This window comes from Micrococcus luteus NCTC 2665, assembly GCF_000023205.1.
Taxonomy (GTDB): Bacteria; Actinomycetota; Actinomycetes; order Actinomycetales; family Micrococcaceae; genus Micrococcus; species Micrococcus luteus.
Genome location: NC_012803.1, coordinates 419,849 through 441,570 on the forward strand (window position 1 = coordinate 419,849; position 21,722 = coordinate 441,570).

A 21,722-nucleotide genomic window follows, 5' to 3' on the forward strand; every position below is an offset into this window, starting at 1 on the left:
TGTGGTGATGGTCTGCTAGGTATTGAATGGATGTCGTGGTGGTTATTTCCGGCTGCCACGGTGTTGTTCTGTAATTTTTTACGGAGAGTTTGATCCTGGCTCAGGATGAACGCTGGCGGCGTGCTTAACACATGCAAGTCGAACGATGAAGCCCAGCTTGCTGGGTGGATTAGTGGCGAACGGGTGAGTAACACGTGAGTAACCTGCCCTTAACTCTGGGATAAGCCTGGGAAACTGGGTCTAATACCGGATAGGAGCGTCCACCGCATGGTGGGTGTTGGAAAGATTTATCGGTTTTGGATGGACTCGCGGCCTATCAGCTTGTTGGTGAGGTAATGGCTCACCAAGGCGACGACGGGTAGCCGGCCTGAGAGGGTGACCGGCCACACTGGGACTGAGACACGGCCCAGACTCCTACGGGAGGCAGCAGTGGGGAATATTGCACAATGGGCGAAAGCCTGATGCAGCGACGCCGCGTGAGGGATGACGGCCTTCGGGTTGTAAACCTCTTTCAGTAGGGAAGAAGCGAAAGTGACGGTACCTGCAGAAGAAGCACCGGCTAACTACGTGCCAGCAGCCGCGGTAATACGTAGGGTGCGAGCGTTATCCGGAATTATTGGGCGTAAAGAGCTCGTAGGCGGTTTGTCGCGTCTGTCGTGAAAGTCCGGGGCTTAACCCCGGATCTGCGGTGGGTACGGGCAGACTAGAGTGCAGTAGGGGAGACTGGAATTCCTGGTGTAGCGGTGGAATGCGCAGATATCAGGAGGAACACCGATGGCGAAGGCAGGTCTCTGGGCTGTAACTGACGCTGAGGAGCGAAAGCATGGGGAGCGAACAGGATTAGATACCCTGGTAGTCCATGCCGTAAACGTTGGGCACTAGGTGTGGGGACCATTCCACGGTTTCCGCGCCGCAGCTAACGCATTAAGTGCCCCGCCTGGGGAGTACGGCCGCAAGGCTAAAACTCAAAGGAATTGACGGGGGCCCGCACAAGCGGCGGAGCATGCGGATTAATTCGATGCAACGCGAAGAACCTTACCAAGGCTTGACATGTTCCCGATCGCCGTAGAGATACGATTTCCCCTTTGGGGCGGGTTCACAGGTGGTGCATGGTTGTCGTCAGCTCGTGTCGTGAGATGTTGGGTTAAGTCCCGCAACGAGCGCAACCCTCGTTCCATGTTGCCAGCACGTAATGGTGGGGACTCATGGGAGACTGCCGGGGTCAACTCGGAGGAAGGTGAGGACGACGTCAAATCATCATGCCCCTTATGTCTTGGGCTTCACGCATGCTACAATGGCCGGTACAATGGGTTGCGATACTGTGAGGTGGAGCTAATCCCAAAAAGCCGGTCTCAGTTCGGATTGGGGTCTGCAACTCGACCCCATGAAGTCGGAGTCGCTAGTAATCGCAGATCAGCAACGCTGCGGTGAATACGTTCCCGGGCCTTGTACACACCGCCCGTCAAGTCACGAAAGTCGGTAACACCCGAAGCCGGTGGCCTAACCCTTGTGGGAGGGAGCCGTCGAAGGTGGGACCAGCGATTGGGACTAAGTCGTAACAAGGTAGCCGTACCGGAAGGTGCGGCTGGATCACCTCCTTTCTAAGGAGCATCAGTGCCCGTTGCATCACCGCGTGTGTGATGGCGGGTTGCTCATGGGTGGAACATCAATGAATGGTGCCAGTGGTGGTGCCGGCAGTGCTCGAGTACGTCATGCCTTTGCGGGTGTGGTTGGAATGGGTGATGTTGGTGGCTGCGAGCTGGTGTTGGCACACTGTTGGGTCCTGGAACAGCAGGCACCCTGACCTGTGAGGGTTGGGGTTGTTGTTTCTGGTCTCCGTACCTTGTGAAGCTGGCCTTGTGGGTTAGTGGATGGGGTGTGGGTTGTTGTTTGAGAACTGCATAGTGGACGCGAGCATCTTATTTTTTGTTGCTGCATCGTTGATCGCACTGTTCCCCCTGGGGTGGTGTGTGAGGTGTGGTGATGCCGAGAATGACATCTTAGTTAGATATTGCTCATTTGAGGACTTTCATTGTGTGTGAAAGTTTCCAAGGGCGCATGGTGGATGCCTTGGCAACAGGAGCCGAAGAAGGACGTGGGAATCTGCGATAAGCCTGGTGGAGTCGATAACCGGACGTTGAGACCAGGATTTCCGAATGGGGAAACCCCGCACGACGTGTCGTGTGACCCCCGGTTGAACACATAGACCGGGTGGAGGGAACGTGGGGAAGTGAAACATCTCAGTACCCACAGGAAGAGAAAACAAAAGTGATTCCGTTAGTAGTGGCGAGCGAACGCGGATGGGGCTAAACCGTATGTGTGTGATACCCGGCAGGGGTTGCATGTGCGGTGTTGTGGGCCCCTCCTTGTCATGTCTGCCGGCATGGCGCAGTGAGGTGCGGGCATATAGACGAACCAGTGTGGATGCTGGACCGTAGAGGGTGAGAGTCCCGTAGTCGAAATGTGTTCCGCCGCTGTTGGAGGGTTGCCCGAGTAGCACGGGGCCCGAGGAATCCCGTGTGAATCTGCCAGGACCACCTGGTAAGCCTGAATACTACCTGTTGACCGATAGCGGATCAGTACCGTGAGGGAATGGTGAAAAGTACCCCGGGAGGGGAGTGAAATAGTACCTGAAACCATGTGCCTACAAACCGTTGGAGCCTCCTTGTGGGGTGACAGCGTGCCTTTTGAAGAATGAGCCTGCGAGTTAGTGATACGTGGCGAGGTTAACCCGTGTGGGGAAGCCGTAGCGAAAGCGAGTCTGAATAGGGCGATTGAGTCGCGTGTCCTAGACCCGAAGCGGAGTGATCTACCCATGGCCAGGTTGAAGCGCGTGTAAGAACGCGTGGAGGACCGAACCCACTTCAGTTGAAAATGGAGGGGATGAGTTGTGGGTAGGGGTGAAAGGCCAATCAAACTCCGTGATAGCTGGTTCTCCCCGAAATGCATTTAGGTGCAGCGTCACGTGTTTCTTCCCGGAGGTAGAGCTACTGGATGGACGATGGGCCCTACAAGGCTACTGACTTCAGCCAAACTCCGAATGCCGGGAAGTGAGAGCGTGGCAGTGAGACTGTGGGGGATAAGCTTCATAGTCGAGAGGGAAACAGCCCAGACCACCGGTTAAGGCCCCTAAGCGTGTGCTAAGTGGGAAAGGATGTGGAGTTGCTGAGACAACCAGGAGGTTGGCTTAGAAGCAGCCACCCTTGAAAGAGTGCGTAATAGCTCACTGGTCAAGTGATTCCGCGCCGACAATGTAGCGGGGCTCAAGTACACCGCCGAAACCGTGGCATTCAGTTTTGCTGGATGGGTAGGGGAGCGTCGTTCACGAGGTGAAGCCAGCGGGTAACTTCTGGTGGATTGTGGACGAGTGAGAATGCAGGCATGAGTAGCGAAAGACGGGTGAGAAACCCGTCCGCCGGATGACTAAGGGTTCCAGGGTCAAGCTAATCTGCCCTGGGTAAGTCGGGACCTAAGGCGAGGCCGACAGGCGTAGTCGATGGACAACGGGTTGATATTCCCGTACCAGTGAAGAACCGCCCATGCTGAGCCGGTGATACTAACCGCCCGAACCATCCCGAACCTCGTCTTTGACGGGGTCGGTGATGGGGAGCGCGGGACCTGAACCGGGGAGGCAAGCGCATTAACAGGTGTGACGCAGGAAGGTAGCCGGGCCGGGCAATGGAAATGACCTGGTCTAAGGGTGTAGGGCTGCCGGTAGGTAAATCCGCCGGCTGTATGCCTGAGACCTGATGGGCGCCCACATGGTGGGTGATCCGGTGATCCTATGCTGCCTAGAAAAGCATCGGCGCGAGGTTCAAACTGCCCGTACCCTAAACCGACACAGGTGGTCAGGTAGAGAATACTAAGGCGATCGAGAGAATCATGGTTAAGGAACTCGGCAAAATGCCCCCGTAACTTCGGGAGAAGGGGGGCCCCAACCTTGAGCACCACGTGCTGGTGTGAGGGGATCGGGGCCGCAGAGACCAGGGGGAAGCGACTGTTTATCAAAAACACAGGTCCATGCGAAGTCGTAAGACGATGTATATGGACTGACTCCTGCCCGGTGCTGGAAGGTTAAGGGGACCCGTTAGCTTCGGCGAAGCGGAGAACTTAAGCCCCAGTAAACGGCGGTGGTAACTATAACCATCCTAAGGTAGCGAAATTCCTTGTCGGGTAAGTTCCGACCTGCACGAATGGAGTAACGACTTCCCCGCTGTCTCAACCATGAACCCGGCGAAATTGCATTACGAGTAAAGATGCTCGTTACGCGCAGAAGGACGGAAAGACCCCGTGACCTTTACTATAGTTTGGTATTGGTGTTCGGTGTGGCTTGTGTAGGATAGGTGGGAGACTGTGAAGCGGGCACGCCAGTGTTCGTGGAGTCGTCGTTGAAATACCACTCTGGTCACTCTGGATATCTAACTTCGGCCCGTGATCCGGGTCAGGGACAGTGCCTGATGGGTAGTTTAACTGGGGCGGTTGCCTCCTAAAATGTAACGGAGGCGCCCAAAGGTTCCCTCAGCCTGGTTGGTAATCAGGTGTCGAGTGCAAGTGCACAAGGGAGCTTGACTGTGAGAGTGGCAGCTCGAGCAGGGACGAAAGTCGGGACTAGTGATCCGGCGGCTCGTTGTGGAACGGCCGTCGCTCAACGGATAAAAGGTACCTCGGGGATAACAGGCTGATCTTGCCCAAGAGTCCATATCGACGGCATGGTTTGGCACCTCGATGTCGGCTCGTCGCATCCTGGGGCTGGAGTAGGTCCCAAGGGTTGGGCTGTTCGCCCATTAAAGCGGTACGCGAGCTGGGTTCAGAACGTCGTGAGACAGTTCGGTCCCTATCCTCTGCGCGCGTTGGAAATTTGAGAAGGTCTGTCCCTAGTACGAGAGGACCGGGACGGACGAACCTCTGGTATGTCAGTTGTACCGCCAGGTGCATGGCTGATTAGCTACGTTCGGGATGGATAACCGCTGAAAGCATCTAAGCGGGAAGCCGGCTTCGAGATGAGATTTCCTTGCCCCTTTGAGGGTGTGAGGCCCCCAGCTAGAACACTGGGTTGATAGGCTGGATGTGGAAGCGAGGACTGAAGACTCGTGAAGCTGACCAGTACTAATAGGCCGATGACTTACACACACTCTTATCCCATTGCTTGCTTCAAGGTGATGGGTTGGTGTTCGCGTCCACTGTGCGGTTGTCTGATTGCAGCCGGTTGTCCACGTGTTGGTGGGTGGTTGAGGTGTTTCAGTTGAATAGTGTCACTGTTGTGTGACCCGTAGGTTTCCCTGCTGTTGCCCGTGTTGAGGGTGGTGGTGTGGGGTTAGGGTTACGGCGGTCATAGCGTGGGGGAAACGCCCGGTTCCATTCCGAACCCGGAAGCTAAGGCCCACAGCGCCGATGGTACTGCAACCGGGAGGTTGTGGGAGAGTAGGTCGCCGCCGGACATTCTTTGAGGGAGGGCCTCGCACTGTTGGTGCGAGGCCCTTCCCGCATTCCCGGGAGGATTCACCGGGCGGCCCCGTGCGATGAGCACGGGGCTTTCTGCGTTCCCGGGTGCATTCGCCCGCGGCGCTCAGAGCTCCTCGCCGGCCCGCAGTCGTGCCGTGAGCGCGCGGGTGAGTCGGCGGCGCAGCCGGCCGTGCTCCGTGCGCTGCTCCAGAAGGCGCGCGTGCACGGCGTCGGCGTGTGCCGGCTTGTCCGAGTCTGGGAGTGCGAGGAAGTCACGCAGCAGCGGCTCCAAGCGCCCGGTGAGGGCGAGCACGAGCTCCTGGGTCTCTAGGGGCCGTGTGCGTTGCAGGCGAGTCCAGGCCGGCGCGTACTCGGCGGCGTGCTCGACCATCTCCCATGCGAGGGCCCAGCTGTCCGGGCGCAGTCGGTGCCGCTCCGCGCGCAACATCTGTCGCAGGGCGGCCACGGCCTCCTCGAGCTCGGCCGCGGCCGGGGCGCCATCGTCGTCGGGGGAGGCGCTCGCGGAGGAACGCGGGAACGGCCACCAGCTCATGCCGGCCTCTCTCGGATTCGCGGGATGCGCAGAGGTCTCACGCGTGCGATTCTGCCCCGCATCCCGGTTTGGCGGCACCCGCTGCGGCTGGTATAGTCGCTCTCTGTTGGATTCAGGTCTGAGACCTCCAACGGGGTGTGGCGCAGCTTGGTAGCGCGCGTCGTTCGGGACGACGAGGCCGCAGGTTCAAATCCTGTCACCCCGACCAGAAAGAGCCCCCGCCGAATCGGCGGGGGCTCTTCTCGTCTCCGGGTGCTCACCGGGTGCGGGGCGTCAGTCCCGGCGGGACTCCAGGAACTGGAGGTGCTCGGCGTGCGCCGGGTCCACTTCGCCGGCCACGTCGTCGTGTTCCTCCACCCAGTCCTTCACGTACGGGCACACGGGGACGATCCGGCGGCCCGCGGCCACGGTGTCCTTCAGCGCCTCGCGCACGAGGGTCGAGGCCAGGCCCCGGCCCGCGTACTCGTGGTCGACCTTGGTGTGCGGGAAGATCCGCTGGGCCGGGCCGTCGGCGGTGTCGTAGTCGATCGCCACCGTGAAGCCGGCCACCGTGCCCGCGTCGTCGACGACGATCTCGTACCCCTCCGCGTTCTTGCGGACCTGCGGGTGCTCCAGGCATGGGGTCTGCTCGGTCATGGTCGGTCCTCTCGTTCCTGGGTGGACCCCGCCGCCGGGCCGGTGACGGGGAAGGGGGTCAGTCGTCCCGGCGCCGCACGGGGTGATGGGACAGGATCGAGATGCGGTTCGTCAGGTTCATCACCATCGCGACCCACTGCACGGCCGCGTACTGGGCGTCCGTGAGCACGGCGGCCGTGGAGGCCTGCACGTAGTTCAGCTGCTCCTGCTCGGGGAGGTCCGTGACCGCCTCGGCGAGCTCGAGCGCGGCGCGTTCCTGCTCCGAGTACACGGCCCCGGCCTCACGCCATGCCGGCAGCAGTCCCAGGCGCTGCACGCTCAGACCTGCGTCGGCGCCCTGGCGGGTGTGCCGGTCCAGGCAGAACCCGCAGCCGTTGAGCTGGGAGACCCGGAGGTTCACGAGCTCCACGAGCTGCCGGTCCAGCCCGGCCTGTTCGGCGGCAGCGCGCGCGGCCGAGGCCAGCGGCCCGACCGCGTGCCATGCCTCGGGCACGGCCTTGTCGAGGAAGAACGCGAGGGGGTCCTGGCGGGGTGCGGGGGTGTCAGCGGCGGTCATGGTCCTTCAATGTCTCGCAGAACGGGGCGGTGGGCCAGGGGCCGGGTGCCGGTCCCGGACGAGCTTCTGGCTCAGATCCGGCCCCGATCGCCTCAGATCCGGCCCCGATCGCCTCAGAATCGGCCGGACGAGCCCGCCCCGGAGAACGAGCCGCCCGAGGATCCGTAGCCGGTCCCGGAGGAGCTGGACTGCGCCTGGCGGTGGTCCTGGACGGACTGCTCGCCGGCCTGGTGGCCCGTGGTGAAGGCCACCACCGTCCAGTAGGCATCCGCCGGCAGCGCGGAGTCCAGGATCGAGCCGCGCGCGGACCGGGCCGGTCCACGGTGCGAGCGCAGCTCGTCGCGCAGCAGCTCACGCTCGGCCTCGTCCTCGCCGAACGCCGCCACCTCGGCGTCGGCGAGGGCGGAGACCAGCCCGGTCAGGCGACGCCGCAGCGCGTCCAGCTCGTCCAGCGCCGCGGCCGGGGTCAGGCGCTCCTCCTGCAGGTCCGCGCCCAGCGCCTCGAGCCGGTCCTGCGCCTCGGCGCGGAAGGATTCCAGCGCGGCGACCGCGGACCGGACGGGTCCGGCGGAGCCGACGGAGGAGGCCAGCGTGCCGACGGCGTCCAGGTCGGCCCGCAGCGGGGCGGTCTGCTGGTCCCACGCCGCCGACCACCCCGGGTGGCGGTTGAGGAAGGTGTTCGCCGCGGCCACGGCGTCGTCGAGGCGGTCGAGCTCACGGGCGCGGTCCCGGACGTCCTCCGCGGCCCGGGCGTGCTCTGTGCGATGCAGGCTGCGCTCCGGCAGGGCCTCGAGGCGGTCCAGTTCCGCCGATGCCTCGAGCGCCTGGCGCCGGAAGCCGCGGAAGCGCTCCATCAGCGCGGCCGCGTGGGGCGAGTCCTCGGGCACCGTGGCCGCGTTCACCTCGGTGGCGTCCATCTCCAGGGTCACGGAGGTCAGGTGGGTGCGGGCCTCGGCCATCAGGTCGGCCGTCCGGCGGCGGCGACGCCGTCGGCTCGCGAGCACCGCGGCCGCGGCGCCGCCGCCCGCCACACCGACGATCCCCGCGCCGAACCACAGCTCGGGAGCCTGCCACCAGGGGCGCCCGATCAGCTCTGCGGCGGCGCCCGTCACCTCCACGACCGTGTCCGTCCATTGGGCCGCGCGGGCCGCCTCGTGGCCGGCCTCGCGCACATCCCGCAGCTGGTCCGTGCTGAGCATCCGGTCCTCGCCCACGTACACCCCGATCAACCGGTTGTCCGGGTCGAGCGCCACGATCACGAGGCCGTCGGCCCACTTCTGGCCGTCCGCGCTGAGCCAGTCCGGGTGCTCGGCGCGAGCCCGCTCGAGCACCCGCCCGTTGAACGCCTGGGACGCACGGTCGTCGTCCAGCGCGGAGAGGTCCGGGCCGCGCTCGGTGACCACGGCGACGCGGGTCGGCTCCCGGAACTCGATCTCCGCCAGGTCTCGGCGCAGCTGGGCGGGGTCGATCACGCCCGCGTCATCCACGAGCTCCACCCGGTCCCAGGCCACGGCGTGGGCCTGCGGCGCGGCGGCGACGACGGCGCCCGTCACCCCCGCCGTGACCGGCAGGGCGACGACGGTGGCGGCCGCCGCCGGCCCGGTAACGGCGGCGGCGGACAGGGCGACCGCGGTGAGAGTGCGGCGGGCGGTGCGGTGTGGCGGACGGGTCACGGGGGCCTCCTGGACGGGTCGGCGGTCCCACCCAGCGTAGGTACAGCAGGGCCGGTGTCGCCTCAGCCGGTGGACGCGTCGGCGAGCAGCACGGCGAGCCGGCCGGCGTCGTGCGCGGTGCCGAACCCCGCCGCCCCCGGCTCGAGGACGCCGGCCCGGTCGAGGCCCGTGTAGGGGACCGCGTCGAAGCCCATCGCCGTGACGAGGGCGATCACCGTGTCGCGCGCGGCGGCGACCGCGGCCGGGTCGGCCGTCGCGTCGGCCGGCTCGGTGCCCACCGCGAGGGCGCGGCGCGGGGCTGTGGCACGCCCGGCATCTCCGAGGTCGTGATGCGAGATCTCCGAGAACGCGCGCACGACGGGCACGCGCAGCCCCGCGGCGGCCCAGCGCGCGGCGATCCGGGCTGTGCCCGGCGCGCCGTCGTCGTCGACCCACGCCGGGACCGGCTCGTCCCCCCATGTGTTGGTCAGGTCCACCACGGCGCGCGTGGCGGGCCCGGCGAGGGCGAGCGGGTCGACGTCGTCGAGCGCCTCGCGCGGCACGGCCACGACGACGAGCTCCGCCTCCGCCGCCAGGTCCTCGGCCGACACGGCGCCGGCCTCGGGCGCGTAGATCGTCAGGTGGCGCTGGACCGCCGCGGGGCGCCGCGTGCCCGCGACCATCACCCGCGGGCCGGCCGTGCCCGGGGCGAGGCGGGGGATGCGCGCGATCGCCCGTGCCAGCGCGGTGCCCGCCCGCCCCGCACCGAGGATGCCGACGACGCGGGGCAGGGCGTCCGCCGGCGCCGCCGCCTCAGACGAGTTCATTGCGCTGGCGTCCCAGCCCGGTGATCTCCACCTCGACGACGTCGTCGGGACGCAGCCACGGGCGGCGGCCCTCGGCGTCCCGGCGGGCCAGGGCGACCCCCGCGGGCGTGCCGGTCAGGATCAGGTCACCCGGGTTCAGGGTGATCAGCTGCGAGGCGTAGGAGACCAGCTCGGCGGGGGAGAAGACGACGTCGGCGACCCTGTCCTCCTGACGCAGCTCACCGTTGACGTGCGTGAGGACGCGCGCGTCCGCCGGGAACTCGTCCGGGGTGACCAGCCACGGACCCACGGGCGTCGAGGCCTCCCACACCTTGCCCTGCAGCCACTCGGAGGTGCGGCCCTGGAAGCCGCGCATGGAGATGTCGTTGGCCACCGCGTAGCCCGCGATGTGCTCCGGGGCGTCCTCGACGGCGATGCGTCGGCCCGGCTCCCCGACCACGATGCACAGCTCGCCCTCGTAGTCGACCCGGTGGTCCTCCTCGGGGACCTCGATCGGGTCCAGTGCACCCGTGAGGGACTGCGGGAACTTCGCGAACAGCGTCGGATGCTCAGGGCGCTCCAGGCCCGTCTCGTCGATGTGGTTCGTGTAGTTCAGGCCCACGCAGAACACCTTGGTGGGGAAGGGCACGAGCGTGTCGTAGACGAGGCCGGAGGTGTCCAGCAGGAGGGACCGGTCGGCCTGCGCCGCGCGGAGGGCGCCCTCCACCATCTCCCGCTGCTCCTCCGGCGTGGCGGTGAGGTACTCGCCCACGTCGCGACAGTCCGGCAGGGCGACGGCGCGCACGGCGACCTCGGGGTCCTCGGGGTGCACGGAGGTGATGACCGCGGCGAACGTGGCGCCGGGGTAGGCGGCGTCGGAGTCGGGCTGGCGGAACGTGGCGAGCTTCATGGACCCATCCCATCACAGGGCGGCGGGTCCGGACCCGGGGCGGGCGGACGTGAGACGGTGAGGCCATGAACACAGCCCCCACGCATCCGCCGCTCGAGCCCGACCCGACCCCGGCCACCCCGATCGTCCTCGGGACCATGGCCTGGGGGTCCGTTCCCCCGCCGCCCCCGGACGCCGATCCGGGGGCGGGGCCGGAGGGGACCGCGGGCGGGGCGCAGGCCGAGGCGGCCGTGGAGCGCGCCCGCCGCGCCCTGCGCGCCGGGATCGAGGCCGGCGTCGACCTGCTGGACACCGCGGACATCTACGGGGCCGGCCGCTCCGAGGAGACCGTCGGCCGGCTGCTGCACGAGCTGCCCTACGAGGAGCGCTCCGCCCTGAAGGTGCAGACCAAGTGCGGGATCGTCCTGCGCGAGCCGGACCCGGCCGGGCGGCGCCTGACCCGCTACGACTCCTCGCCCGAGCACGTGCGCGCCTCGCTGGAGGGCTCGCTGGCCCGCCTCGGCGAGCAGCGCGTGGACACCCTGATCATCCATCGGCCCGACGTCCTCACGCCCGTGGCCGACACCGTGCGCGCCTTCCTCGACGCACGGGAGGCGGGCCTGGTCGGCAAGCTGGGTGTCTCCAACCTCGGCGTGGGCCGCGTACTCGAGTTCCAGCGCGAGCTCGAGAGCCAGGCGGCGGACGGGACCGGGCTGGCGTGCGTCCAGGTCGAGCTCGGCCTGCACCACCGCACCCTCGTGGAGGCGGTCGTGCTCGCCAACCACCCGGATGCCCCCGCGGACGCCGACGCCGGGCGCCTCGGCCCGGTGTGCGCCGCGGAGGGGATCGAGCTGCAGGCCTGGGGGCCGCTGGGGCAGGGCCGGTTCAGCTCCGGTGACGACGGCGCGGCCGGCGTCGTCGGCGAGGTGGCAACGGAGCTGGGCGGCAGCCGGGAGGTCGTGGTGCTCGCCTGGCTGCTGCGCCTGCCGTGGGGCGTGCGGCCCGTGATCGGCACCCAGGACCCGGAGCGCGTCGCCGCGTGCGCCGAGGCGGCCGCCGCGGCCGAGGCGATGGACTCCGCGCAGTGGCACCGCCTGTGGACCGCGGCACGCGGCGCCGGCCTGCCCTGAGCGACCCGCAGACGTGAGGGATGTCACACTGGGGGCATGACCTTCGAGCCCGTCAACCTCTTCACCCCCTGGCTCGCCTACTGGGCGGCCGCCCTCGCGCTCGTCGTCGGCGGCATCCTGCTGGCCGCCGGGATCTGGCGTGAGCGCCGACACCGCCGGCACGCTGACGCGCACGGACGCAACACCGAGGTGGACGTCCTGGACAACACCCGGCTGCAGCGCCGGGTGGGGGCCGTGATGCTGGCGGTCGCGGCCGTGCTGGCCGGCGTGGGTGTGTGGACGCACCTGGCGGGGCTGGACACGCTGCGTCAGAACCTGACGGCCAAGTACGGCTACACCTCGATCGAGCGCATCCGCCAGTCCGGCACGGGGTTCATCATCGACCTCACCCAGCCGGACGGAACCGTCCTGCGGGACGAGATGGTCCTGGTCGACCCCTCGGGCGAGCCCTTCGTCGGCGAGGACATCTTCCACAACCCGCCGGAGAAGTACGAGGACCTGCCGCTGCGTCCGGCCCCGTGACCGCGCCCGCCGCCGTCCGCCGGGCCTGATGCCGCGTCGGGGGCCTCTGTTAGCGTCGCCGCGTGAGCACCTCGACCGTCCGTTCCGCCCCCGCGTCCACCTACCGGCTCCAGGTCAGCCCGGATCTGCCGCTGGAGTCCGTGGCCGGGCTCGTGCCCTATCTGCGGCGCCTGGGCGTGGACTGGCTCTACCTCTCGCCGCTGCTCGAGGCCGAGCCCGGCTCCGACCACGGGTACGACGTCGTGGACCCCACGCGGCTGGACGCCGCCCGCGGCGGGGCCGAGGGACTGGACGCGGTCGCGCGCGCCGCGCACGAGGCGGGCATGGGCGTGCTCGTCGACATCGTGCCGAACCACGTGGGCGTGGCCACGCCCCAGGCCAATCCGGCGTGGTGGGACGTGCTCACCCACGGTCCCGAGGCGGCGCATGCGGCGTGGTTCGACGTGGACTGGGCGGCCGGCGGCGGGTCTCTGCTCATCCCCGTCCTGGGGGACGGTCCTGACGGGGACGCGGACGCGGAGCTGAACCGTCTCGTCGTCGACGAGGGTCGCCTGCGCTACTGGGACAACGTCTACCCCCTCGCCCCCGGATCGCTCGAGGCGGCCGAGGCGGAGACCGGGCTGCGCGCCGCGGAGGTCTTCGCGGAGGCGGACCCGGCGAAGGAGCCGACCGCGGAGCAGGCCCGCCTGGCCCGCGCCGTGCACGAGCGCCAGCACTACCGGCTGGTCGGCTGGCGCCGCGGCGACGCCGAGCTGAACTACCGCCGCTTCTTCACCGTCACCACGCTCGCGGGCGTCCGGGTGGACGAGCCCGAGGTCTTCGACGCCGTCCATGCCGAACCCGCCCGCTGGGTCCGCGAAGGGCTCGTGGACGGGCTGCGCGTGGACCACCCGGACGGCCTGGCGGACCCGGCCGGCTACGCGCGACGCCTGCGCTCCCACGTGCTCCCGGAGGGCTACCTCGTGGTGGAGAAGATCCTCGAGCCCGGTGAGGCGCTGCCCGCGGACTGGCCCGTGGACGGGACCACCGGCTACGACGCGCTCGGCGAGGTCGAACGCGTCTTCATGCACCCCGACGCCGCGGGCGATGCGGCCGAGGACGCGCGCCGTCGTCGGGAGTGGGACGAGGCCGTGGTGCGGGCCAAGCACGACGTGGCCACCGGCTCCCTCGCGGCCGAGACCGCCCGGCTGGTCCGGGAGGTCCGCGCCGTGCACGCCCTCGGTGCCCACCCGGACGAGGACGTGGCCGCCGCGTTCGCCGCCGTGCTGGCCCGCCTGCCCGTGTACCGCACCTACCTGCCCGTGGGCCTGGCCGTGCTCGAGGGCGCGCTGGCGGACGCGGCCGAGGCGGAGCCGGGCCTCGCCGACGTGCTCGGCGACCTGCGGCCCGAGCTGACCGACCCGGACTCGCCCGTGGCCCGCCGGTTCCAGCAGACCTCCGGCATGGTGATGGCCAAGGGCGTCGAGGACCGGTCCTTCTACCGGTACACCCGGTGGGCCAATCTGAACGAGGTCGGCGGAGACCCCTCCCACGTCGCCCTGTCCCTGGCCGACTTCCACGCCGCCCAGCAGGCGCGCCAGGCCGCCTGGCCGACGGCCATGACCACCCTGAGCACCCATGACACCAAGCGCGGCGAGGACGTGCGCGCCCGCATCGCCGTGCTCGCCGAGGAGCCCGACCGCTGGGCCGCCGAGCTCGCGGAGCTCAGGCGCCTCCACCCGCTCGGCCACCCCGACGCGGAGCGGCTGCTCTGGGAGTCCATCGTGGGGGTCTGGCCGACGGACGGCACCGCGCCGGGGGAGGAGCGGATCCTCGGCTTCCTGCAGAAGGCCTCCCGCGAGGCGGCCCTGGCCACCACCTGGACGGACCAGGACCCCGAGTTCGAGGCCCGGCTCGCCGCGCTCGCCGCCGCCGTCACCTCCCCCGAGGGGCCTGCCCGGGGTGTGCTCCAGGCCGTCGCGGACCGCATCGCCGAGCCCGGCCTGGTGGTCCAGCTCGGCCACAAGCTCGTCCAGCTCGCCGCCCCCGGCGTCCCCGACGTCTACCAGGGCACGGAGGTGCCCTTCCCCACCCTCGTGGACCCGGACAACCGCCGCCCCGTGGACTTCGCGGCCCGGGCCGACCTGCTGGACCGCCTCGACGCCGGCCACACGCCCGGCCTCGACGACCCCGCCGCCGCCAAGCTGGCCGTCGTGGCCGGCGTGCTGCGCACCCGCCGCGACCGGCCCGAGCTGTTCACCGGCCACCGCCCCCTCGACGTCTCCGGCCCCGCCGCCGAGCACGCGATCGCGTTCGACCGGGGCGGGGCGCTCGCCGTGGCCACCCGCTGGCCCGTCCGCCTGGCGGCCGCGGGCGGCTGGGGCGAGACCGTCCTGACCGTGCCGGCCGGGCGGTGGGAGGACGCCGTCACCGGCCACCCCGTCCACCCGGACGCGCGCGGCGCCGTGCGCCTCGACGAACTGCTCAGCACCCTGCCCGTCGCGCTGCTCGTCCCGGCGCACGCCCCGTCCGACCGCCGAGAGAGGACCGCCCCGTGACCGAGCCCCGTCCGGTCGACGCCCCCGCCCCGGGCCTGCACCCGATCGGCTCCGATCCCGTGGACCCCGCCGCGGCGGAGCGGGCCGCTGTCGACGCCGCGCGCGCCGTCCCCTACGCCGTGTGGGCGCCGCACGCCGAGAGCGTCGACCTCGTCCTCGTCGACACCGAGCCCGGCGCCCTGCACGACGCCGAGGACCGCTGGCCCGTCGCCGCCGTCGTGCCCATGGACCCCGCCGCCGGAGGCTGGTGGACGCCCACGGAGGACCCGCTGGCCGCCCTCGGCCTCGACGCCGCCCAGCCGTCGGCCGACCCCGGCTACGGCTACCGCGTGGACGGGGCGGACCCCGTGCCGGACCCCCGCTCCCGCCGCCAGCCCGACACGGTCCACGGGCCCTCCCGCCGCGACGTCGCCGGCCGCGTCTTCACGTGGCCGGACGAGGGCTGGGCCGGGCCGCCCGGGGTGGAGTCCGATCCGGCCGCGCCCCAGGGCGGCGGCCTGCGCGGTGCCGTCCTGTACGAGCTGCACCTGGGGACCTTCACGGCCGAGGGGACCCTCGACGCCGCCATCGCCCGCCTCCCGCACCTGACGGACCTCGGGGTCACCCACGTCGAACTGTTGCCCGTGAACTCCTTCTCCGGGCCGCGGAACTGGGGCTACGACGGGGTGGCGTGGTTCGCCGTGGACGAGTCCTACGGCGGCCCCGCCGCCTACCGCCGCTTCGTGGCCGCCGCCCACGCCGCCGGCCTCGGCGTGGTCCAGGACGTCGTGCACAACCACCTGGGCCCCTCCGGCAACTACCTGCCGGTGTTCGGGCCGTATCTGGGCCCGGGCGGCACCGGCTGGGGCGACGGCCTGAACCTGGACGGCGCCGACTCGGACGAGGTGCGCCGGTTCGTCCTGGACAACGTCCGCTTCTGGCTCGAGGAGATGCGTGTGGACGGGCTGCGCCTCGACGCGGTGCATGCCCTGCGGGACACCCGCGCCGTGCACCTGCTCGAGGAGATGGCCGCGCTCGCGGACGGGATCGCGGCCCGTGCCGGCCGACCCGTGCCCCTCCTGGCCGAGTCGGACCTCAACGACCCGCGTCTGGTGCTGCCCCGCCACGCCGGCGGGCTCGGCCTCGCCGCGGCCTGGAACGACGATGTCCACCACGCCCTGCACGTGGCCGCGACGGGGGAGACCCACGGCTACTACGCGGACTTCGCCCCGCTGGAGGCGGTGGCCAAGGTCATGGAGCGCACCTACTTCCACGACGGCACTCGCTCCACCTTCCGCGGCCGCGACCACGGGCGCCCCGTGCCGGACGCCGTCCCGAACCATGCGTGGGTGGCCAGCATCCAGAACCACGACCAGGTGGGCAACCGCGCCGGTGGCGACCGCACCGCTGCCGCCCTGTCCGAGGGTGCGCTCGCGGCCGAGGCCGCCCTGCTGCTGACCGGCCCGCACGTGCCGATGCTCTTCATGGGCGAGGAGTTCGCGGCCCCGACGCCGTGGCCGTTCTTCACCTCGTTCCGCGAGCCCGAGCTCGGGGACGCCGTCCGGCAGGGCCGACGCCGCGAGTTCGCCGCCCACGGCTGGGATCCGGCCGACGTCCCCGACCCGCAGGACCCCGCCACGCGGGACGCGGCGGTGCTGGACTGGGCGGAGGCCGCGGACGGCGCGGACGGCCAGGGCCGCGGGGTGCGCGTGCTCGCCGCCTACCGCACCCTGATCGGCCTGCGCCGCACGCTGCCCCAGCTCACCGACCCTCGCCGCGACCGCGTCCGGGCCGAGGTGGACGCGGCCCGGCGCCACGTGCGCCTCACCCGCGCCGGCGAGGACGCCGACGTCGTCCTGCTCGTCGCCCTCGGCGCGGAGCCGCTGCCCGTGCCCGCGGACCTGACGCGGGCGGAGCTGCTCGCCGGCCACGGCGACCACGGCCCGCTCGGCCCCGGCACGGTGCCGGCGGCGGTCCCGGCCCCCGGCTTCCTGCTCCTGCGCCGCTGAGCCGCGTCCGGCGTCAGTCCGCGTCCGCGGGCGGGACGGCGAGCAGCATGGTGGTCGTGGGGTGCAGTGCCACCGCGTCCTCGTCGCGGCGGGCCCGCAGCACCGTGTCCACGTAGGAGTCCACCGCCTCCTGCAGGGGCACGGCCTGGCCGCGGGCCTCGGAGAGGTACCAGCGGTGCTCGAGGAGCTGGTGCATCACCTCGGCGGGCTCGAGCTTGGCCCGCAGCTCAAGGGGCACCGAGCGGACCACGGGGTCGAACACCTCCACCACCCAGCGGTGCGCCGCAGCCTCGATGTCCATGTACGGGTCCCACTCCCGGCGGGCGGCCTCGATGTCGACGAGCAGCCGCCGGGCCTGGTTCTCCTGGACTTCGAGTCCCGTGAGGCGGGTCAGCCGACGGCGGTGGTAGCCCGCGTGGATCTCGACGGGTCGGGCGATCATCATCCCGGGGGCGTCGGCGGCGCGCAGTGAGTACTCGGCCAGCTCGAAGCCGAGCTCCTGCAGGCGGCGGACGCGGCGGTCCAGGCGCCACGGCTCGGCGCGGGGGAACAGCAGGGGCCCGGTCAGCTCGTCCCACAGCCGCCGGTAGGACGCCACGAGCAGGTCCGGCGTGGTGACGGGGTCCACCTCCGGGTCCAGCAGCCCGCTGGCCTGCAGGTCCAGCAGCTCACCGCCCACGTTCACGGCGGCCACGTCCAGGTCGTGCTCGCGCTGGCCGTTGGACAGCCGCTCCCGCAGCTCGCCTGTCTCGGCGTCCACCAGGTGAGCGGCGAACCCGCCCGCGTCCCGCCGGAACAGGACGTTGGACAGGGAGACGTCACCCCAGAAGAACCCCTCGAGGTGCAGTTCCACGAGCAGCGTCGCCAGCGCGTCCATAAGGCGCACGAGGGTGCGGCGCTCGAGGCGCTCCGAGAACACGGCGCGGTACGGCAGGGAGAAGCGCAGGTGCCGGGTCACGAGGGCGGCGGGCAGGGGCGTGCCGTCGTCCTCCGTGCGTCCGGTGACCACGGCCACCGGCACCACCGACGGCGCCGGGCTCCGCTCGAGCCGGCGCAGCAGCCGGTACTCGTGGAACGCGAGTTCTTCAGTGGTCTCCTTCACCGCCACGATGCCCCCGCCCATCCGGGCGAAGCGCACCACGTGACGGGAGATGCCCCGCGGCAGGGCCGCCAGCACCTCACGCGGCCACGTCTCGAGGGGGAGCGCCCAGGGCAGGGCGAGCAGAGACGTCGCCGGGTCCTCGGTCGCGTCCCCCGACGGGGCGCCCGTGATGGTCAGTCGATCGACGGGGGAGGGGGTCTCGGCGGTGTCCATGGTCACGATCCTTTCAGACAGGGCCGCTATGCTCGCCTGGCGCGGCGCGCCCGCTGCCCGCCGGCTCCGGTGCTCGACCCGGACCGACTGCCCCACGAGGAGGACCCTTGGCCCGGAACACGTCAGGCTCGCACACCTCGGCGACGGACGCTCGTGCGCGTGCCCGCCAGATCCAGGAGGAGCAGCGCAGGAAGGACAGTCGCCGCCGCACCGGCGTCATCTGGGGCTCGGTCCTCGCGGTGGTGCTCGTGATCGGCCTCGTCGTCGCGTTCGTGCTCAACCGCAACGGCGACGACGCCGCGGCCGCCGGCCCCATCCCCGCCGTGGCGAACGAGCAGGGCGGCATCGAGTTGACCTCGGCCACGGACCTGGCGGAGGGCGCGGGAGAACGCGAGGTCGACCCCTCGAAGATCGAGGTGCCGAAGCAGGCCGCGAGCTCTCAGCCCGAGACCCTGCCGAACACCGAGGCCCGTGGTGACGGTGAGCCGACGCGGATCGTGCTCTACGAGGACTTCAACTGCGTGCACTGCGCGGACTTCGAGTCCACCAACGGGGACCAGATCGAGCAGTGGCTCGAGCAGGGCGAGGTCACGGTCGAGTACCGGATGGTGGACTACCTGAGCGCCCCGAACAACCAGAACTACTCGGCCCGCGCCGCCAACGCCGCGTACTGCGTGGCGGACCAGAAGCCCGAGGCCTACAACGGCTTCGTGTCCGCCCTGTTCGCCGCCTACGACGAGCACCAGGGCAAGGGCCTGGACAACGCGGCGCTCACGCAGCTCGCGCAGGAGCACGGCGCGGACATCGCCTCCTGCGTCGAGGACGGCACGTTCCGCTCCGCGGTCGAGTACACCACCCGCCAGGCGCGCGCCGCCGGCGTGGCCGGCACCCCCACCGTGTTCGTGGACGGGAAGAACTGGGCGCTCGACGGCGAGGACAAGACCTTCATCGACTGGGCGGGCGCCAAGATCGCCGGCTGACCCGGCGCCGAGGTCCGCGGGGCGTCCCCACGCGGGGACGCCCCGCGTCGTCCGCCCGGGCCTTGTACGCTGGGAGGGTCGGCCGCGGCGCCCCCGGGCGCCGGCCGCAGGCCTCCTTAGCTCAGCTGGCCAGAGCAGCTGCCTTGTAAACAGCAGGTCGCCGGTTCGAATCCGGCAGGGGGCTCCACCCCACCGCGGGCCCGACGGCGCCGCGCACCTCCGCCGGGAGGGCGCGGCGCCGTCGTCGTGTCCGGCGCGGGCCGACGCTGGGGTGCCGCTGTGCGCGCCCCGACCATCCGCCCGGCCCGGCTGGCGGAACCGCGAGAGATGCCTCGACCATCCGCCAGACTTCGGCCCGCGGCCTCGCCGTGACGGAATCGTGACCCTACCGTGAGCTCAGTCACCCTGGCCCGAGCCCCTCGGGCGCCCGCATCCGGTGACCCAGAACTCCGAGGAGATCCCGTGCAGTCCTCCACACCCCGCAGCACCCGCCGCCGCATCGGCGCCCTCGTGGCCGGCGCCGTCCTCGCCGGCGGGACCCTGACCTCGTCCCCCGCGCTCGCGGCCCCCTCCGGCGGCGCCCCCGCCGCACCGGCAGCGAGCCCGACCGCCGCCTCACCCCTGGCGGCGGCGCAGGCCGAGGACCCGAACGCAGACGGCTACGACTCCTTCATCGTCACCTACAAGGAAACCGCCGCCAATGCCCACGCGAAGGGCCGCGCGAACGCCTGGGGCAAGGCCGCGAAGGAGGCCGGCGTCTCCGTGAAGGAGCTGCGTGAGACCGCGCTCGGCTCCCGCGTGATCACGGCGGACCGCAAGCTGGACCAGGCCGAGTCCGCGAAGTTCATGGCCGACCTGAAGGCCTCCGGGGCGGTCGAGGCCGTGGAGCCGGACGCGATCCTCACCGCCACCGGCCTGAGCCCCGTGGACGCCCTCTACTCGCAGCAGTGGGGCTTCACCGGCACCCACGGCATGCGGGTCCCCGGAACGTGGGACCGCACGACGGGCTCCGGTGCGACCGTGGCCGTCATCGACACCGGCATCACCTCCCACCCGGATCTCGACCGCAACGTCGTGCCCGGCTACGACTTCATCTCCGACAGCACGGCGGCACGTGACGGCGGTGGCCGCGACTCCAATCCGCGCGACGAGGGCGACTGGTACGCCGCCGGCGAGTGCGGCACCGCCGGCGCCTCCGACTCCTCGTGGCACGGCTCCCACGTGGCGGGCACCGTCGCGGCCGTGGCCGACTCCCAGGGCGTCGTCGGTGTGGCGCCGAACGCGAAGATCCAGCCGATCCGCGTGCTCGGCAGGTGCGGCGGCTCGCTGTCCGACATCGCCGACGCGGTCGTGTGGGCCGCCGGCGGCACCGTGGCGGGCGTGCCGGCCAACCCGAACCCGGCGGACGTCATCAACATGTCCCTCGGTGGCTCCGGCGTGTGCGGCACCACCTACCAGAACGCGATCAACGCGGCCGTCTCCCGCGGCGTGCCCGTCGTCGTGGCCGCGGGCAACGAGAACCAGCCCGCCGCCAACGTGCGCCCGGCCAACTGCCGGAACACCATCGTGGTGGCTGCCTCCACCTCGCAGGGCGCCCGCGCCTCGTTCTCGAACTACGGCTCCGCCGTGGACGTGACCGCCCCGGGCGCGAACATCATCTCGACCGTGAACAACGGCGCCACCACCCCGACGACGGCCGGCCACGCCGCCTACAACGGCACCTCGATGGCCACCCCGCACGTCGCGGGCCTGGCCGGTCTGCTGCTGGCCACGAAGCCCAGCCTCACCCCGGCCCAGGTCGAATCCACCCTCACGTCCACGGCCCGCTCCATGCCGGTGACCTGCTCCGCGGGCTGCGGCGCCGGCCTGGCGGACGCCACCGCGGCGGTCTCCTCCCTCGGCGGCGCCCAGACGGAGCCCGAGCCGACCCCCGCGGCCTCGTCGATCGTCAACGGCGGCTTCGAGTCCGGCAGCACCGGCTGGACCGGCACCCCGGCCGGCTTCGCGCGCACGGACGCGGGCAAGGCCGCCTCGGGTCAGGCCTTCGCCCAGCTGAACGGCGTGGGCCGCCGGAGCACCGCGACGGTCGAGCAGAAGGTCACCGTGCCGGCCTCCGGCGCCACCCTGACCTATGCGCTGCAGGTGGACACCGCGGAGACCACCGCCTCCCGCGCCTACGACCGCCTGGACGTCCAGGTCGTGGGCGGCACCACGGGCACGTCCACCGTCGCCGCGCACTCCAACCTGGACAGGGGCGGCTACGCCACGCACACCGTGGACCTGTCCCGCTTCGCGGGCACGACCGTGACACTGCGCTTCCGCGGCACGGAGGACTCCACCGCGGCCACGACGTTCCGCATCGACGAGGTCGCCGTGACCCCGCGCTGACCTCCCCTCCGGCCTCGACGGCCGCTCCGCCGTGCGCGGGGCGGTCGTCGCCCGGGTGGACAGGCGGTGCCACCTGAGGTATCGTTCTTCGAGTTGTCACCCCCATGGGGCGACGCCCGGATCTTTAGCTCAGTTGGTTAGAGCGTTCGCTTCACACGCGAGAGGTCGCTGGTTCGAGTCCAGTAAGATCCACCACAGCAGGGCCCTCCTCCGGGAGGGCCCTTTCGCGTCCCCGGGCCGCGGCGCCGACGGCCCCGGCGGGGGAGGCGCCGGCGTGGTTGGATGGACGCGTCGGCGGGGCTCGACCCACCGCCGTGACGCGTCCAGC

The 21,722-nt window shown here is 70.3% G+C and carries 13 protein-coding genes, 3 tRNA genes and 3 rRNA genes; 12 read left to right on the forward strand and 7 right to left on the reverse strand.

The window, feature by feature from the left end; translation table 11 throughout:
• The first annotated feature begins 77 nt into the window (after window positions 1-77).
• The 3 genes from MLUT_RS13480 to rrf all read left to right on the forward strand — a co-directional run bounded on the left by MLUT_RS13480 (window position 78) and on the right by rrf (window position 5,438).
• Window positions 78-1,601 (forward strand): 16S ribosomal RNA (locus MLUT_RS13480).
• Window positions 1,602-2,038: 437 nt separating this feature from the next.
• Window positions 2,039-5,130: ribosomal RNA gene (locus tag MLUT_RS13485) — 23S ribosomal RNA — on the forward strand.
• A 191-nt stretch (window positions 5,131-5,321) separates the two neighbouring features.
• Window positions 5,322-5,438, forward strand: a 5S ribosomal RNA gene (rrf, locus tag MLUT_RS13490).
• Together the 16S, 23S and 5S rRNA genes form the textbook arrangement of a ribosomal RNA operon.
• A gap of 128 nt (window positions 5,439-5,566) precedes the next feature.
• On the opposite strand, the gene MLUT_RS13495 is transcribed toward rrf, so the two are convergent.
• Window positions 5,567-5,995, reverse strand: a complete 429-nt coding sequence (locus tag MLUT_RS13495; protein WP_012750743.1) for a hypothetical protein — start codon at window positions 5,993-5,995, stop codon at window positions 5,567-5,569.
• Window positions 5,996-6,126: 131 nt separating this feature from the next.
• On the opposite strand from MLUT_RS13495, the gene MLUT_RS13500 reads away from it, so the two are divergent.
• A tRNA-Pro gene (locus MLUT_RS13500) sits at window positions 6,127-6,203 on the forward strand.
• Window positions 6,204-6,268: 65 nt separating this feature from the next.
• Here the strand turns inward: MLUT_RS13500 and MLUT_RS13505 are convergent.
• From MLUT_RS13505 to MLUT_RS13525, 5 genes are all read right to left on the reverse strand, one after another.
• Entirely contained in the window at window positions 6,269-6,631 is a 363-nt protein-coding gene (locus tag MLUT_RS13505; protein WP_010079437.1) for a GNAT family N-acetyltransferase, read from the reverse strand.
• Between the two features lie 58 nt (window positions 6,632-6,689).
• A complete protein-coding gene (locus MLUT_RS13510; protein ID WP_010079436.1) occupies window positions 6,690-7,187 on the reverse strand; it encodes a carboxymuconolactone decarboxylase family protein in 498 nt (165 codons plus the stop codon).
• Window positions 7,188-7,300: 113 nt separating this feature from the next.
• Complete coding sequence (locus tag MLUT_RS13515) at window positions 7,301-8,860, reverse strand: DUF5129 domain-containing protein (protein ID WP_012750744.1); 1,560 nt, start codon at window positions 8,858-8,860, stop codon at window positions 7,301-7,303.
• 62 nt (window positions 8,861-8,922) lie between these two features.
• Entirely contained in the window at window positions 8,923-9,666 is a 744-nt protein-coding gene (locus MLUT_RS13520; protein WP_010079434.1) for an NADPH-dependent F420 reductase, read from the reverse strand.
• Window positions 9,653-10,555, reverse strand: a complete 903-nt coding sequence (locus MLUT_RS13525; RefSeq protein WP_002855103.1) for a fumarylacetoacetate hydrolase family protein — start codon at window positions 10,553-10,555, stop codon at window positions 9,653-9,655. Before MLUT_RS13525 ends, MLUT_RS13520 begins: the two co-directional genes overlap by 14 nt.
• 65 nt (window positions 10,556-10,620) lie before the next feature.
• Between MLUT_RS13525 and MLUT_RS13530 the strand changes: the two genes are divergently transcribed.
• From MLUT_RS13530 to treZ, 4 genes are all read left to right on the forward strand, one after another.
• Window positions 10,621-11,664 carry an aldo/keto reductase gene (locus MLUT_RS13530; RefSeq protein ID WP_010079433.1) on the forward strand — a complete coding sequence of 348 codons (1,044 nt, stop codon included), beginning with the start codon at window positions 10,621-10,623 and terminating at the stop codon, window positions 11,662-11,664.
• Window positions 11,665-11,700: 36 nt separating this feature from the next.
• Window positions 11,701-12,186, forward strand: coding sequence for a hypothetical protein (locus MLUT_RS13535; RefSeq protein ID WP_010079432.1), 486 nt, complete (start codon window positions 11,701-11,703; stop codon window positions 12,184-12,186).
• A 62-nt stretch (window positions 12,187-12,248) separates the two neighbouring features.
• Entirely contained in the window at window positions 12,249-14,723 is a 2,475-nt protein-coding gene (gene treY, locus MLUT_RS13540) for a malto-oligosyltrehalose synthase (RefSeq protein ID WP_012750745.1), read from the forward strand.
• Window positions 14,720-16,711 carry a malto-oligosyltrehalose trehalohydrolase gene (gene treZ, locus MLUT_RS13545; RefSeq protein WP_010079430.1) on the forward strand — a complete coding sequence of 664 codons (1,992 nt, stop codon included), beginning with the start codon at window positions 14,720-14,722 and terminating at the stop codon, window positions 16,709-16,711. The genes treY and treZ overlap by 4 nt, the downstream gene beginning before the upstream one ends.
• A gap of 13 nt (window positions 16,712-16,724) precedes the next feature.
• Here treZ and MLUT_RS13550 read toward each other — a convergent pair whose 3' ends face one another.
• Window positions 16,725-18,026, reverse strand: a complete 1,302-nt coding sequence (locus MLUT_RS13550) for a DUF4032 domain-containing protein (protein WP_012750746.1) — start codon at window positions 18,024-18,026, stop codon at window positions 16,725-16,727.
• A 107-nt stretch (window positions 18,027-18,133) separates the two neighbouring features.
• Between MLUT_RS13550 and MLUT_RS13555 the strand changes: the two genes are divergently transcribed.
• The 4 genes from MLUT_RS13555 (at window position 18,134) to MLUT_RS13570 (ending at window position 21,589) form a co-directional block, all read left to right on the forward strand.
• Window positions 18,134-19,006, forward strand: a complete 873-nt coding sequence (locus tag MLUT_RS13555) for a thioredoxin domain-containing protein (protein WP_010079428.1) — start codon at window positions 18,134-18,136, stop codon at window positions 19,004-19,006.
• Between the two features lie 110 nt (window positions 19,007-19,116).
• Window positions 19,117-19,193, forward strand: a tRNA-Thr gene (locus tag MLUT_RS13560).
• A 275-nt stretch (window positions 19,194-19,468) separates the two neighbouring features.
• A complete protein-coding gene (locus MLUT_RS13565) occupies window positions 19,469-21,394 on the forward strand; it encodes a S8 family peptidase (RefSeq protein WP_010079427.1) in 1,926 nt (641 codons plus the stop codon).
• 118 nt (window positions 21,395-21,512) lie between these two features.
• Window positions 21,513-21,589, forward strand: a tRNA-Val gene (locus tag MLUT_RS13570).
• Window positions 21,590-21,722 lie beyond the last annotated feature (133 nt).